The organism is Asanoa sp. NPDC049573, from assembly GCF_040676615.1.
GTDB lineage: Bacteria > Actinomycetota > Actinomycetes > Mycobacteriales > Micromonosporaceae > Asanoa.
The window spans coordinates 85,265-100,016 of record NZ_JBFAPI010000020.1; the positions used below are offsets into that span (position 1 = coordinate 85,265).

11 protein-coding genes are annotated in these 14,752 nt (G+C 72.8%); 4 read left to right on the forward strand and 7 right to left on the reverse strand.

Annotated elements, in window-relative coordinates; all coding sequences use genetic code 11:
- Nucleotides 1-215: 215 nt before the first annotated feature.
- The 4 genes from AB0J74_RS32590 to AB0J74_RS32605 are packed head-to-tail and all read left to right on the forward strand — an operon-like array spanning nt 216 to nt 5,279.
- Nucleotides 216-371: a DUF4177 domain-containing protein gene (locus AB0J74_RS32590; protein WP_203704381.1), complete on the forward strand. Its 156-nt coding sequence runs from the start codon at nt 216-218 to the stop codon at nt 369-371.
- On the forward strand, nt 368-832 hold the full coding sequence (locus AB0J74_RS32595) for a RidA family protein (protein ID WP_363454884.1): 465 nt from the start codon (nt 368-370) through the stop codon (nt 830-832). The genes AB0J74_RS32590 and AB0J74_RS32595 overlap by 4 nt, the downstream gene beginning before the upstream one ends.
- 35 nt (nt 833-867) lie before the next feature.
- Nucleotides 868-1,659 (forward strand): MBL fold metallo-hydrolase, encoded by a 792-nt coding sequence (locus AB0J74_RS32600; protein WP_363454887.1) that lies wholly within the window; start codon nt 868-870, stop codon nt 1,657-1,659.
- Complete coding sequence (locus AB0J74_RS32605; protein WP_363454890.1) at nt 1,656-5,279, forward strand: adenylate/guanylate cyclase domain-containing protein; 3,624 nt, start codon at nt 1,656-1,658, stop codon at nt 5,277-5,279. Before AB0J74_RS32600 ends, AB0J74_RS32605 begins: the two co-directional genes overlap by 4 nt.
- Here the strand turns inward: AB0J74_RS32605 and AB0J74_RS32610 are convergent.
- The 7 genes from AB0J74_RS32610 to AB0J74_RS32640 form a co-directional block, all read right to left on the reverse strand.
- Nucleotides 5,276-6,820, reverse strand: a complete 1,545-nt coding sequence (locus AB0J74_RS32610; RefSeq protein WP_363454893.1) for a serine/threonine-protein kinase — start codon at nt 6,818-6,820, stop codon at nt 5,276-5,278. The two genes, AB0J74_RS32605 and AB0J74_RS32610, sit on opposite strands and share 4 nt — an antisense overlap.
- Entirely contained in the window at nt 6,817-7,239 is a 423-nt protein-coding gene (locus AB0J74_RS32615) for a hypothetical protein (protein ID WP_363454896.1), read from the reverse strand. The genes AB0J74_RS32610 and AB0J74_RS32615 overlap by 4 nt, the downstream gene beginning before the upstream one ends.
- 44 nt (nt 7,240-7,283) lie before the next feature.
- Nucleotides 7,284-8,441, reverse strand: a complete 1,158-nt coding sequence (locus AB0J74_RS32620; protein WP_363454898.1) for an acyl-CoA dehydrogenase — start codon at nt 8,439-8,441, stop codon at nt 7,284-7,286.
- A 27-nt stretch (nt 8,442-8,468) separates the two neighbouring features.
- Nucleotides 8,469-10,493 carry a biotin carboxylase N-terminal domain-containing protein gene (locus tag AB0J74_RS32625; protein WP_363454902.1) on the reverse strand — a complete coding sequence of 675 codons (2,025 nt, stop codon included), beginning with the start codon at nt 10,491-10,493 and terminating at the stop codon, nt 8,469-8,471.
- A 10-nt stretch (nt 10,494-10,503) separates the two neighbouring features.
- Nucleotides 10,504-12,105 carry a carboxyl transferase domain-containing protein gene (locus AB0J74_RS32630; RefSeq protein ID WP_363454905.1) on the reverse strand — a complete coding sequence of 534 codons (1,602 nt, stop codon included), beginning with the start codon at nt 12,103-12,105 and terminating at the stop codon, nt 10,504-10,506.
- Nucleotides 12,106-12,181: 76 nt separating this feature from the next.
- The gene (locus AB0J74_RS32635) at nt 12,182-13,963 is read right to left on the reverse strand and encodes an acyclic terpene utilization AtuA family protein (RefSeq protein ID WP_363454908.1); all 1,782 of its coding nucleotides are present in this window, start codon (nt 13,961-13,963) and stop codon (nt 12,182-12,184) included.
- Nucleotides 13,960-14,751, reverse strand: coding sequence for a TIGR03084 family metal-binding protein (locus tag AB0J74_RS32640; RefSeq protein ID WP_363454910.1), 792 nt, complete (start codon nt 14,749-14,751; stop codon nt 13,960-13,962). Before AB0J74_RS32640 ends, AB0J74_RS32635 begins: the two co-directional genes overlap by 4 nt.
- Nucleotide 14,752: the final 1 nt, after the last annotated feature.

A 14,752-nucleotide genomic window follows, 5' to 3' on the forward strand; every position in this document is an offset into this window, starting at 1 on the left:
TGGCGGCGCGGGCAGGTCCTGCGGGGGTGGTGGCGGGGGGACGGGCGGTCGCCCGCCGGCCTCGTCGCCCGACTCGGGGGCGTCGGTCGGCCGGCTCTCGTCGTCAGCGGCGGGCGGCACGCTCATGGTCTCCCCAGGTCTCGTCCGGACGAGCCGTCGCGGAGCAGGGTAGCCGACCTGGGGCCGCCCGGATCGCCACCGGTAACCTCGGCCGCATGCAGAAATGGGAGTACGCGACCGTGCCGCTGCTGGTCCACGCGACCAAGCAGATTCTGGACAACTGGGGTGAGGACGGCTGGGAGCTCGTGTCCGTCATTCCGGGCCCGAATCCGGAGCAGTTGGTCGCCTACATGAAGCGGCCCAAGTCGTGACGACCCCGCATGAGCGCATCGCCGAGCTAGGGCTGACCCTGCCCGAGGTCGTGCCCCCGGTGGCGGCATACGTGCCCGCGGTGCAGTCCGGCAACTACGTCTACGTCTCCGGCCAACTGCCGATCGTCGGCGGCGAGCTGCTCGCCAAAGGCAAGGTCGGCGAGGAGGTCACCGCCGAGCAGGCCCGTGACCTGGCCCGGCAGTGCGGCCTCAACGTACTGGCCGCGATCGACGCCCTGGTCGGCCTGGAATACGTCGTCAAGGTCGTCAAGGTGGTCGGTTTCGTCGCGTCGGCGCCGGGCTTCACCGGCCAGCCGACGGTCGTCAACGGCGCCTCCGAGCTGTTCGGTCAGGTGTTCGGCGAGGCGGGCCGGCACGCCCGCAGCGCGGTCGGCGTCGCGGAGCTGCCGCTCGGCGCTCCGGTCGAGGTCGAAGCGATCGTGGAGGTCGCGGTCGCCTGACCTGGTTGTCACAACCCGGTCGTACGATCGCACCCATGACGGCCCACGTGACCACTCCGGCGGCAGCGCTCGCGGATCGCCTGCCGGAGTGGGTCACCCTGGTCAGGGCGGCCAACCCGGGCCCCATGACCCTCGATGGCACCAACACCTGGGTCGTGCGGGCCACCGCGGGCGCGCCGGCGGTGGTGATCGATCCCGGTCCGCTCGACGAGGGTCACCTGGCGGCGGTCGCCGCGCACGGCCCGATCGGCACCGTGCTGGCCACCCACGGCCACCCCGACCACGTCGAGGGCCTTGACCGGTTTGCCGAGCTGACCGGCGCGACCGTGCTCCGCGATCTGGGTTCGCACGAGCTGGCGGGCGTCACGATCACCGCTGTCGCCACCCCCGGCCACACGGCCGACTCGGTCTGCTTCGTCGCTGCTGCCGGCGCCGAGCGGGCGGTCTTCACCGGCGACACGATCCTCGGCCGGGGCACCACGGTGGTCGCACATCCCGACGGCGACCTCGGCGACTACCTCGCCAGCCTGGAGCTGCTGACCGGCTATCCCGGGTTTCTCGCGCTGCCGGGCCACGGTCCGGCTCTCGCCGACTGCGCGGTGGCCGCGCGGTTCTACCTCAGCCACCGCCAGGCGCGCCTCGACCAGGTCCGCCAAGCCGTTGCAGATGGCGCCAAAACGGCCGAAGAGGTCGTCGCCGCCGTCTACGCCGACGTCGACCCCTCGCTCTGGCCCGCCGCCGAGTGGTCCGTCCGGGCCCAACTCGCATATCTCGGTGTGCCGTCCGGGGAATCGCGACGGGGGTCACAGGGGTTGGATGGACCGTGACGTGTCCCGTGTGCGGCACGGTCGCCATTCCCGGCGCCCGTTTCTGCCACAACTGCGGCGCCGCCCTGCCTGCGGCGGCGTCGCTGCCCGCCGCCGAACGCCGGGTGGTTACCGTCCTGTTCGGCGATCTGTCTGATTTCACCTCCTGGTCGGAGAATGTCGACCCCGAACGGGTCGGCGCGGTGACCGACCGGGTGCTGGCCGCGCTCGCGGGCGCGGTGAAGACCTTCGGCGGCCACGTCGACAAGCTCACCGGCGACGGCATCATGGCCGTCTTCGGCGCACCGGTCGCGCACGAAGACGACGCCGAGCGCGCCGTCCGGGCGGCCCTGTCGATGCAGCGCGCGGTCCGCCGGGTGCTCGACGACGAGCGCGGCGGCGGCGCACCGCTCGGCCTGCGGGTCGGGCTCAACACCGGCAACGTGGTCGCGGGCATTCAGGCCGCGATCGAATACACGGTCATCGGCGACACGGTCAACACCGCCGCCCGGCTGGCCGACGCGGCCGCGGTCGGCGCGATCTACGCCGGTGCCAGCACCTTCTCCGGCACCCGGCGGGTCGCGTCCTGGCGGCAGTTGCGCCCGTTGCGGCTCAAGGGCAAGCGCGACCCGGTCGAGGCCTACGAACTACTCGGCCTGCACGACGCGCCAGGCACCCGGTCGGGCCTCGGCGACGAGGCGCCGTTCGTCGGCCGCGAGGCCGAACTCGGCCGGATCGCCGGCCGGCTCGCCGAGGTCGTCGACCAGGGTCAGCCCACGGTCATGCTGATGACCGCCGAGGCCGGCATCGGCAAGACCCGATTCGCCGGCGAGGCCGAGCGGCTGGCCGCCGGCTACGACGTGGCCGCCGGCCGGTTCGCCACCCGCACCGGCGCCCGGGTGCTCTCGGTGCGCTGTGCCGCGTTCGGCGAGCGCCGCCGCCTGGCCCCGCTCGCCGACCTGGTCCGGATCGCGATCGGCGCACCGACCGACAACGGCACACCGCCCACCCGGCAGGTGGTCGAAGAGCGGCTGCGCCGGCTGACCAGCCGGTTGGCCCGCTTCCCGGACGCGCCGCCGGTCGCCTCCGAGTTGCTGACCGCCCTGATGGGCTACGGCGACCTGCCGACCGCTGTGCAGGCAGCACCCGGCGAGTGGACCGGCGACCCCGACGGGGCCGACGCCGCCGCCGTGCCGGGTGCGGTCGCCGCGCTGCTCAGCGGCCTCGCTGCCGAGGCACCGCTGCTGATCATCGTCGACGACCTGCACGACGCCACTCCCGAGACGGTCGAGGCGCTTGGCGTCATGCTCTCCCGGCTGACCGGCCCGGTCCTGGTGCTGCTGCTCGGCCGCCCCGAGCTGGTGCGCACCGCCGGTGCGCTGACCCGGCTCGCCGACGCCGAGGTGGCCACCCTGCCGCCGTTGCGCGGCGCCGACTCGTCGCGGCTCCTGTCGTCCTACCTGAGCGGCGGCAAGCTGCCCCAGCCCGACAGCGACGGCCTGCTGGCCACCGCCCAGGGCAACCCGTTCTACCTGGCCGAGCTGGTCACCCTGCTGATCGAGCGTGGCGCGCTGACCAAGGTGAGCGTCGACGGCGAGTCGGGCGAGAAGCGCTGGCGGCTCGCGCCCGGCTCGCTGACCAGCCGGCTGCTCTCCCGCGACCTGGCGGCCGTGCTCGCCGCCCGCATCGACGCGCTGCCCGCCGACGCCCGGTCGGTGCTGCGCGACGCCGCGGTGATCGGCGACGTGGTGCCGCGCGGCACGCTGGAGGCGCTGCGCGAGCACTACGCGGGCCGCTCCGGCCGTCCGGCCGCGGTCGTGGCGGTCGAGCTCGAGCGGGCCGTCGACGAGTTGCTGCAACGCCGCATGCTCCAGCGCACCCGCACCGGCTACGCGTTCTCCACCCCGCTCATGCACGAGGCCGCCTACTCCGGCATGGGCAAGGCCGACCTGGCCGAGCGGCACGCGTTCCTGGCTCGCTGGGCGGTGCCCACGGTGCTGTCCGAGGTGGTCACCGGCCGGCGCGCGGTGTCGGTCGAGCCGGCCGCCGCCGACCCGGGCAACTGGTCCGACGGCGACCGCGACGCCTTCATCGCACACCACACCGAGCGCGCCGTCGCCCTGGCCGACGCGGTCGGCCTGCGACCCGACGCGACCGCCCGCGACGTCGTCCCGCTCGGCATCGCCGCGCTGAGCCGGTCGGCCCGGCGCGCGGCCGCCGCCGGTGAGCCGGTCACCGCCGTCGAATACGCCGAGCGTGAGGCCGCGCTGGCCGGCGACGCGCTGCCGGTCGCCGACCGGCTGGTGCACGCCCGCGCGTTACAGCAGACCGGCCGGGCCAAAGACGCGCTCGCCTACGCCGAGAAGATCGCCGCCAACTCCGCCGAGCCGAGCGCCCGCGCCGGCGCGCTGCTGCTCGCCGGCCGGGCCCACCGCTCCCTCGGCGACTTCACCCGCGCGCAGGTGATGTGGCGCGACGCGCTCCAGGTCGCCACCGACGCCAACCTGCCCGGCCCGCGCGCCGAGGCGATGCGCCGGCTCGGCATGGCCGACTTCCTGCAGGGCAAGCTCGCTCAGGCCAGCAGCCGGTTCGCCGCGGCCTACCAGGTCAACGTCGCCGCCGGCGACGAGCGCGGCCAGGCCTGGTCGCTGCAGAACCTGGCCTGGGTGACCACCACCCGCGGCGACTTCGCCGGTGCCGACGCGGTGCTGGCCCGAGCCGCGCGGCTGTTCGCCCAGCTCGGCGACCCGGTCGGGCGGGCCTGGCTGCGCGGCACCACCGCATACGCGCGGCTGCTCGCCGGCCGGCTCTCCGAGGCGCGCCGGCTCGCCCGGATCTTCCTGCCGTTCGGTGAGCGGGTCGGCGAGGCGTGGGCGGTCGGCACCCTCCGCGCGGTCGAGGCGTTCGCCGCCGCCGAACTCGGCGACCTGGCCGAGGCCGACCGCGAGGCCCGCCGCGCCTACCGCGACTTCGCCGCCGCCTCCGACGACTGGGGTCGCGGGTTCTCGCTGGTCGTCCGGGGTGTGGTCGCGCGCGGCCTCGGCGAGCCGCAGCACGCCAGCGACCTGCTGAGCGACGCCGTGTCCTACGCCAACCGCATCGGGCATCCGCTGCTGATGGGGATGGCCGGCACGTTGCGCGGCTTCGTCGCCCTCGACCGCGGCGACTGCGACGCGGCCGAGGCCGACGCGCGGGCCGTGATGACCGCGGTCGAGCCGCACAACCCGTTGGCGCCGGCCCAGGTGGGGCCGCGGGTGCTGCTGTCGGCGGTGCGGGCCCGGGCGGGCGACACCACCACCGCGATCGGGCTGCTGGCGCCGATCGCCTCGGCCTCCGGTGCGCCGTCGCTGCTGTTCTCGCGGCAGCAGGCGCTGGCCACCTATGCCGGTGCGCTGCTCGCGGCCGGGCGGTGTGAGCAGGCGTTGGACTGGGCGCAGCGGGCCGCCGCGGTGCCGGCCGAAGACGTGCGCAGCCGGGTGATCGGTGCCGAGGTGCTGGCCCGGGCCCTGAATGCGGCCGGCCGCCGTGCGGAGGCGCAGGCCGCGGCGGAGCGGGCCGTCGACCTGTCGTTCTCGACCGAGCAGACCAGCGAGCGCGCGCGTGCGCAGGAACTGCGGGAGCGGCTCGGCGACAAGCTCTAACGGCTCAGGGTCGGGCCGTTGAGCGCGTCTTCGCCCTTGCCGGCCAGGCAGCGGTAGGTGCGGTCGCCGGCGGCCAGCGCGGCCCGGTCGGGTGGCAACACGTCGAGCGTCCAACCCTGGGTGCTCATCAGTCGTGTCGCCACGGTGAAGGTGGTCGCGCCGCACACCCGGCGCACGGCGGGGTCGGCCAGCAGGTTCGCCCGGTCCACCTTCTCCAGCGTCGCCGGAGCCTGGCCCAGCGCGAACGCCTCCCACGTGTGCCGGCCGGCGCACGGCACCCGCTCGGCGGGGCGGTCGTCGCCGAAGCACTCCAGGTCGTCGGGGCAGACGCCACCGGCCGGCAACGGAACGATGCAGCCGGGCAGCGCCTGGCCCAGCGACACCGTGTGGGTCGGCGCCGGGCTGCTCTGGCCCACCGGATCATTGTCGGCGTCGGGCGAGCCCGACGCATACCACGCGGTCAGGCCGCCGATCGCGAGCAACGCGATCATCCCCAGGCCGCCCAGCCACCAGCGGCGCCGGCCACGCCGGGCGCCGGGGACGGTGGGGTGGTCGTCGGTCGGGCTGCTGGGCTGTGGCGGCGCAGCCAGTGGGGGCGGCGCCGGCGGGGTGTAGGAGCGGGAGACGTAGACCGAGGGGCCGCCGGAGACGGGCTTGCTCGCCGGTGCGCCGCCACTGACCGGCGGGGCCGACGTCGGCCGGGTCGAGCCGAAGCCTTCCATCGGCAGGTCGGCGAGGCGGTCGCGCAACTCTTCCGCCGACGGCCGGGCCGCGGGATCGTTGGCCATGCCCGCGCGGAGCAGGTCCAGATAGGCCGGCGGCACGCCGGGCAGGTCGGGGATCCGCTCGGTGAACATCTCCATCAGCGTGACCAGGCTCGGGTCGCGGTCGTCGCGCCAGCGCGGTGGCTTGCCGCGCATGATCGCGTAGAGCGTCGCGCAAAGGGCGTAGACGTCGACGGCCGGCGACGGCTCGCTGTGCCGGAACATCTCCGGTGCGGCGTAGGCCGGGGTGAGCACCTCGAGCGTGACCGACGAGTCGCGGACCTCCGCCAGCACGGCCAGGCCGAAGTCGGCCAGCGCCGGCTCGTTGAACCTGGAGTAGAGGATGTTGGCCGGCTTCACGTCGCGGTGCAGCACGCCCAACTGGTGCGCGTCGGCCAGCGCATCGGCGATCTTGATGCCGACATCGCGCGCCTCGGCCGCCGACAACGGCGAGTTCTTCATCCGTTCGGCGTACGAGCCGTCGCACAACTCCATGATCAGGTAGGGGTGCTGGTCGCTCGTCACGCCGGCGTCGAACAGGTCGACCACGTGCGGATGGGACGACATGCGGCCCGCGGCGCGCGCCTCGCGGAGGAAGCGGCGTCGGTCGCGCTCGGTGTCGAGGGTGCGATTTTCGACCTTGACCGCGACCTCGCGGCCGACCGAGCCCTGCGTCGCGCGGTAGACGGTCGCATAACCGCCACGCGCGAACACTGACAAATCGGCTAGACCAGGCACAACCGGCAGCGGTAGGGCGCCAGGGGATGTGCCATTCACGTGTTAGAAGGTACCGAAGTCCGCCGGTTTCTTTCGAACCACAATGCGACACCTGTGGCCAGCGCGCCGATTCCTTCCCAGGCCGCGACGCCGAAGAAACGCGCCGGCGCGGCGTCGGTGACCACCAGGATCGTGAAAACCGTGAACGTCACGAGCCGGAAGATCACCGTGAAGAGGTAGAACGGCCGCCACTCGGTCGCCACCGCGACCAGATAGTAGACGCCCATGTTGAGCGAGGCCATCGACGACGCGGCCATGAACGTCTTGGTGTAGTCGCCCGGGGCCCGCGCGCCCAGCACCTCGAAACCCAGCAGCTTGAGCAGCGTGTCCGGGCTGACCAGGCCGACCACGCCCATGATGATCGCGAGCACGCCGAAGACGGCCATCGTCCAGCCGGCCGGAGAGCGAGGAAGCCTCATGTTTGAAGATCCAAGCATCTCCACACATCGTGATCAACAACCAATCAATAAGACTTCTCCTGGCCGAGTACGTGCTGCGAGACGAAATTGAGGATCATTTCCCGGCTTACCGGTGCGATCCGGCCGGCGCGTACGGCACCGAGCAGTGTGGCCACGCCGTACTCCGTCGTCATTCCGTTGCCGCCGTGTGCCTGGATCGCCGTGTCGACCGCGAGTGCCGCGGCGTCGGCGGTCGCGTATTTGGCCATGTTGGCCGCGACTCCCGCCTCCAGGTCGCGGCCGGCGTCATAGAGGGTGGCCGCCTTGTAGACCATCAGCCGCGCGAGTTCGACCTGGATCGCCGCGTGCGCCAGCGGGTGCGCGACGCCCTGGTGCGTCCCGATCGGACGGCCCCAGACCTGGCGGGTGGCGGTGTAGCGGGACGCCCGTTCGAGCGCGTAGCGGCCGGTGCCGGCGCTCATCGCCGCCACCGTGATCCGCTCCGGGTTGAGGCCCGCGAACAGCGCCGGCAGCCCCGCGTCGCCGTCGCCGACCAGCGCGTCGGCCGGCAGGCGCACGTCGTCGAGGTAGAGCAGCCATTGCTTCTCCGGCGAGACGATCTCCATGTCGAGCTTGGACTTCGTCAGCCCGGCCGCGTCGGTCGGCACCAGGAACAGCGCCGGGACCAGCTTGCCGGTCGCCGCGTCGGCGGTGCGCGCGACCACCATCACGTAGTCGGCGTGGTCGACGCCGGAGATGAAGCACTTGCGGCCGTTGAGCACCCACTCGTCGCCGTCGCGCTGTGCGACCGTGCCGAGCCGGTGGAAGTTGGAGCCGGCCTCGGGCTCGGTGATCGCGAAGGCGATGAGCAGCGAGCCGTCGGCGAGCCGGGGCAGGAACTCGGTGCGCTGCGCCTCGGTGCCGTGCCTGGCCAGGATCGTCGCCACGATCGCCGGCGAGACGACCAGCAGCAGCAACGGCGAGCCGGTCGCCGAGAGTTCCTCGCAGACGATGGTCAGGTCGGTGATACCGCCGCCACCGCCGCCGTACTCGGTCGGGATGCTGACGCCGAGATAGCCCAACTTGCCGGCCTCGGCCCACAGCTCGGTGGTGTGCTCGCCGGCCTTGGCCTTGCCGATGAAGTACTCGTGGCCGTAGCGGCGGCCGAGCGCCGCCACGGCGTCGCGCAGATCGCTCTGCTCAGGGGTCAGGTCGAAATCCATGAGGGGTGGCCTCCGACGGTCTAGGGCTTATTCGGGACTGAGCACCGCCAACACGGCGCCGGTCTCCACCTGGGAGCCCGGGCCGACCGGCAGCGCGGCGACGTAGCCGGCGGCCGGCGCGTAGACGGGGTGTTCGAGCTTCATCGCCTCGAGCGTCATCAGCAGTTCGCCCGGGCGGACCCGCTGGCCGGGCACGACCATGACCCGGCTGACGTGCCCGGGCAACGGCGCGACCAGCGAACCCGCGGCCAGTTCGGGCGCGGGGAGCGGGAAGCGGGGCAACTCCTGAAGGGCGACCGAGCCCTCGGGGCTGTCGACGTAGGACACGTCGCCGACCCGGCGCACGGTGAACATCAAGCGGATGCCGTTGACGTCGAGCGCGACGGCGTCGGGCTCCACCGAGACGATCTGCGCCGGCGGGTGGTCGTCGGTGGCCGGCGGCTGGCCGAGACCGCCGAGGTCCGGGTCGTCGGGGTCGACCGCCTGGACCCACCAGTTGACCAGATCACCGGCGCGGTCGAGCCGGTAGCCGACCTCGACCGGGCCGGCCGGGCCGTCGTACACGGTGGTCTGTGATCGGCTCGGCACGTTGCGCCAACCCGAGGGGAGCGTGCCGAGCACCGGTGCGGTGCCCCGCCGGGCGGCGGCGCCGGCCAGCGCGGCCGCGAGGCAGGAGACCCGGACCGCGTCGACCGAGGAGAGCAGGGGCGCGAAGACCTCGGGGTGCCGCTCGAGAAAGGCGGTGTCGAGGTCGCCGGCGCGGAAGGACGGGTGCCGCAACGTGCGTACGAGCAGGTCGCGGTTGGTTGTCACGCCGTGGATCTCGGCCCGGGCCAGCGCGCCGGCGAGCAGCCGGGCGGCCTCGGCGCGGGTCGGTGCCCAGGCGATCAGCTTGGCCAGCATCGAGTCGTAGTGGACGCCGACCACCGAGCCGTCCCGCACGCCCGAGTCGAGCCGCAACCCGGGCGAGGGCAGGGGCTTGAACTCGCCACCGATCTGCGGGATGTGGAAGCGGTGCAGCGTGCCGGTGGACGGCAGCCAGTTGGCGGCGGGGTCTTCGGCGCAGAGCCGCACCTCGATCGCGTGGCCGCGCATCGGCGGTGCGGCGTTGACCGGCAACGGGTTGCCCTCGGCAACCAGCAACTGCATCCGGACCAGGTCGAAGCCGGCGACCAACTCGGTGACGGCGTGCTCGACCTGGAGCCGGGTGTTCATCTCCAGGAAGTAGAAGCCGCCGCCGACGGCGTCGACCAGAAACTCGACGGTGCCGGCGCCGACGTAGCCGACCGCCCGGGCCGCGATCACCGCGGCCGCGCAGAGTTGCTCGCGCAGTTGCGGCGTGACAACCGGCGAGGGCGCCTCCTCGAGGATCTTCTGGTAGCGCCGCTGGATCGAGCACTCGCGCTCGCCGAAGGGCACCGCATTGCCGTGGTTGTCGGCGAACACCTGCACCTCGATGTGCCGGGCGCTCTCGACGTAGCGCTCCAGGAACACGGTGCCGTCGCCGAACGCGAGGGCCGCTTCGCGCCGGGCCGAGGCGATCGCGTCGGTCAGCGACTCGCGGTCGTGCACGATCCGCATGCCCCGGCCGCCGCCGCCGGCCGACGCCTTGACCAGCACCGGGAACTCGGTCACCCGATCGGCGTCGAACCAGGTCGGCAGCATCGGGATGCCGGCGTCGGCGAGCAGCGTCTTGGCCTCGATCTTCGAGCCCATCGCGGCGATCACCTTGGCCGGCGGGCCGATCCAGGTCAGCCCGGCGTCGGTGACCGCGGCGGCGAAGTCGGCGTTCTCCGACAGGAAGCCGTACCCCGGGTGGATCGCGTCGGCGCCGGTCTTCCGCGCGGCCGAGATCATCAGGTCGCCGCGCAGGTAGGTCGCGGTCGGCGCGTTGCCGGGCAGGTGGACGGCGTAGTCGGCCTCGGCCACGTGCGGCGAGTCGGCGTCGGCGTCGGAATAGACGGCCACGGTCTCGATGCCGACCAGCCGGCACGAGGCGAACACCCGGCGGGCGATCTCACCCCGGTTGGCCACCAGCAGTCTGCGGATCATGGTGCAGCCCTCACATCCGGAAGACGCCGAAGCCTTCGGCGCCCTTGATCGGTGCATTGTGGATAGCCGACAGCGACAGCCCCAGGACCGTGCGGGTGTCGCGGGGGTCGATGATCCCGTCGTCGTAGAGCCGGCCGGAGAGGAACAGCGCGGTCGACTGCGTGTCGATCTGCTGCTCCACCATCATCCGCATCGCCTGGTCGGAGTCTTCGTCGTAGTGCTGACCCTTGGCCTCGGCCGCCTGCCGCGCCACGATCGAGAGCACCCCGGCGAGCTGCGCCGGGCCCATCACCGCCGACTTCGCGTTGGGCCAGGTGAACAGGAAACGCGGGTCGTAGGCCCGGCCGCACATGCCGTAGTTGCCGGCACCGTAGGAGGCGCCCAGGTTGATCGTGATGTGCGGGACCTTCGAGTTGGACACCGCATTGATCATCAGGGCGCCGTGCTTGATGATGCCGCGTTGCTCGTACTCGGCGCCGACCATGTAGCCCGTGGTGTTCTGCAGGAAGAGCAGCGGGGTGTCGGTCGCGTTGGCGAGTTGGATGAACTGCGCCGCCTTCTGCGACTCCTCGGAGAAGAGCACGCCGCGCGCGTTGGCCAGCACGCCGACCGGGTAGCCGTGCACCTCGCCCCAGCCGGTCACCAGCGCCGTGCCGTAGCCGGGCTTGAACTCGTCGAACTCGCTGCCGTCGAGCAGTCGGGCTAGTACTTCCTTTGGGTCGAACGGGGTACGCGGGTCGGCGCTGGCAATGGCCAGCAGGTCTTCCACGTCGTACTTCGGTGGCGCCGGGTTCTTTGTTCGTGGCCCGGGGCCCTGCTTGCGCCAGTTGAGCCGGCGGACCACCTGGCGGGCCAGTCGCAGGCCGTCGCGCTCGTCTTCGGCCAGATAGTCGGACAGGCCGCTGGTGCCGGCGTGCATGCCGGCGCCGCCGAGCGACTCGTCGTCGGTGATCTCGCCGGTCGCCATCCGGACCAGCGGCGGGCCGGCCAGGAAGACCTTCGCCTGGTGCCGCACCATGATCGTGTAGTCGGACATGCCGGGCACGTAGGCGCCGCCGGCCGTCGCGTTGCCGAAGACCACCGAGATCGTCGGGATGCCGGCCGCGGACAGCCGGGTCAGGTCGCGGAACACGCCGCCGCCCGGGATGAAGATCTCCGCCTGGGTGGGCAGGTCGGCACCGCCGGACTCGACCAGGTTGACCAGTGGCAACCGGTTGGCCAGGGCGATCTCGCCGGCCCGCTGGGTCTTCTTCAGGGCGTACGGATTGATCGCGCCGCCGCGCACCGTGGGGTCGTTGGCGACGATGACGCACTCGACGCCCTCGATCACGCCGATGCCGCTGACCACGCTGGCGCCGACCGGGAAGTCGGTGCCCCAGGCCGCCGTCGGTGACAACTCCAGGAACGGTGCGTCCTGGTCGACCAGCAACTCGATCCGCTCGCGGGGCAACAGCTTGCCGCGGGCGTGGTGGCGGTTGACGTATTTGTCGCCGCCGCCCGCGCGGGCGTCGTCGAGCGCGTCCTCGAACTCGTGGAGCCGTTCCAGCATCGCCGAACGGTTTTCCAGGTAGGACGGGTTGCGCGGGTCGACCGCGGTCTCCAGGACAGTCACGACACCTCCTTGGCCATTGCCACCTCCGTAACGAGCGTCTCGGCGGACGCGACACGGATGCGGCGGTGGTGGAGACTCACGCCGCACTTCCCCGGGCGACCAGCGCCGCGGGCACGTCGGCGACCCGGGCGCGGAGCAACTCGCCGAGCGCCTTCGCCTGCGGGTCGAACCGGGTCGACGCCGCGACGCCCTGACCGAGCAGGCCCCGGATGACGAAGTTGACCGCGCGCAGGTTGCGCAACTCGTACCGCTCGACGGTCAACGCGGCGGTCTCCGGCAGCAGTTGACTCAACCGGTCCTCGGTCAACCAGCCGAGCAACCAGTCGGCGGCCTCGTCGGTCCGGGCCCAGACGCCGAGGTTGGCGTCGCCACCCTTGTCGCCCGAGCGGGCGCCGAGGATCGTGCCCAGCGCGACTCGGGTCGTCTCCTGGCTTCCTGCCCGCTGCGGGCTTGCGGTCTGGGGTTGGCCGCCCGCCTGCGGGCCTTCTGCGCTGGCGCCTGGTGGCTCGCCGCCTGCCTGCGAGCCTTGTGCTGGGTCCAGGCGGGCGTCTGGCGGCTGGTTTCCTGCCGGCTGCATCGTGGCGGTGTGTTTCGGTGGTGCGATCTTGACGTGCGCGCCGCCGGGCAGCACGGCGGTGTGCTCGACGGCCTCCTGCGGCACGCTGTCGGCGGTGAAGACGCCGAACGGTGTCGCGTCGCCCGGCGGGGTGGTCAGCGTGCAGCCGGGGTAGGACGCGAGCGCCAACTCGACCGCGGCCGCCGAGAAGGCGCGGCCGGCCCGCTTCGGATCCTGATCCTTCAGGTGGCAGTGCAGCAGCGCGCTGGCCGCCTCGGTGTCGACCGCGTCCGGGTGGTCGGTGCGCGCGAGCGTGAACTCCAGGCCCTCGGTGCCGACCGCGTCTTCGAGTTGGGCGCGGACCAGCGCCGCCTTGGCTTCGATGTCGAGCCCGCAGAGGACGAAGGTCATCGCGTTGCGGAAACCGCCGAGGTTGGCGACACCGACCTTGAGGGTGGGCGGCGGCGGGTTGCCTTTGACATGTGTCAGGGCAACGCGGTCCGGGCCCTGCTCCGTGACGACGACCGTGTCGAGCCGGGTGACCACGTCGGGGCCGAGGTAGGCCGGGCCGCCGATCTCGTAGAGGAGTTGCGCGGTGACCGTCTCGACGGTCACCGCGCCGCCGGTGCAGGGGTGCTTGGTGATCACCGAACTGCCGTCTTCGTGGACCTCGGCGATCGGGAAGCCGGGCCGGCGCGCGCCGTCGGGCAACTCGGTGAAGAAGCTGAAGTTGCCACCCGTTGCCTGTGCGCCGCACTCGATCACGTGGCCGGCCACGGTCGCGCCGGCCAGGGCGTCGAAGTCGTCGCGGGCCCAGCCGTAGTGCGCGGCGGCCGGGCCGACGACCAGCGCGGCGTCGGTGACCCGGCCGGTGACCACAATGTCGGCACCGGCGTCGAGACAGGCCGCGATGCCGAACGCGCCGAGGTAGGCGTTGGCGGTCAGCGCGTCGGGGCGGGCCAGGGCGTCGCCCTCGACGTATCCGATGCGCGGTTTCAGGCCGAGTCGCGCGGCCAGCGACTCGATCGCGGCGGCCAGCCCGGCGGGATGCAGGCCGCCGGCGTTGGTGACCAGCTTGACCCGCTTGTCGAGGGCGGTGCCGAGGGTTGTCTCGAGTTGCCGCAAGAACGTCTTCGCGTAGCCCAGGGCCGGGTCGCGGGCCCGGTCGCGGCCGAGAATCAGCATTGTCAGCTCGGCCAGGTAATCGCCGGTGAGCACGTCGAGGTCGCCGCCGTCGAGCATCTCGCGCCAGGCGGTGAACCGGTCGCCGTAGAAGCCGGACGCGTTGCCGATCCGGATCATGAGATCGCCTTCGCCGGGCCGCGGCCGTGGCCGGGCGGGCCGGCGAAGGCCTGCGCGATCTGCAGCCACTCGGTGGCGACCGGACCCTCGACGACCAGCGCGAGATCGGTCGGGTGCCGGCGCTGGGTGACCAGCAGGCAGAAGTCGAGCGCGGGGCCGGTCAGCCGGTCGGTCGCACCGGCCGGGCCGAACACCCATTCGCCGCCGTCGGGCGCCACCAACTCGACCCGGACCGGCTCGGCCGGGGCGGCCTTGCCGTGTGCCAGGAACGAATGGCCGAGGGTACGGAAGCCGAGGAACGCGACGTGCCGGAGCCGGTCGGTGGGCACCCGGGTGACGCCGAGCGCGTCGGCGATGTCGAGGCCGTGTGCCCAGGTCTCCATCAGCCGGGCGGTGACCATCGACTGCGGCGACAGCAGGTTGCCGAACCAGGGGATCCGCTTGCCCGGCGGCGCTTGTTCGATGGCCGTGGCCAGGGCGCGGTGCCCGTCGAGCCAGCGTTGCCGCAACTCGTCGGGCGGCGCGAGGAAGCCCTCGGCTCCCTTGTCGACGATGTGGTCCGGGTCGTCGGCCAGCGGCGCCAGGAGGTTGACCAGGGCCGCGTCGTCGGTGGTGGCCAGCAGCGCCAGGTGGTCGGTCCAGGCGAGGTGGGCGATCTGGTGCGCGACGGTCCAGCCGGGGCTGGGCGTCGGGCGCGCCCAGTCGGCGGGCGGCCGGGTGGCGACCAGGGCGTCGACCTCGTCGGTCTCGGCGTCGAGATCGGTGAGCAGGGCGGTGAGCTCGACCACG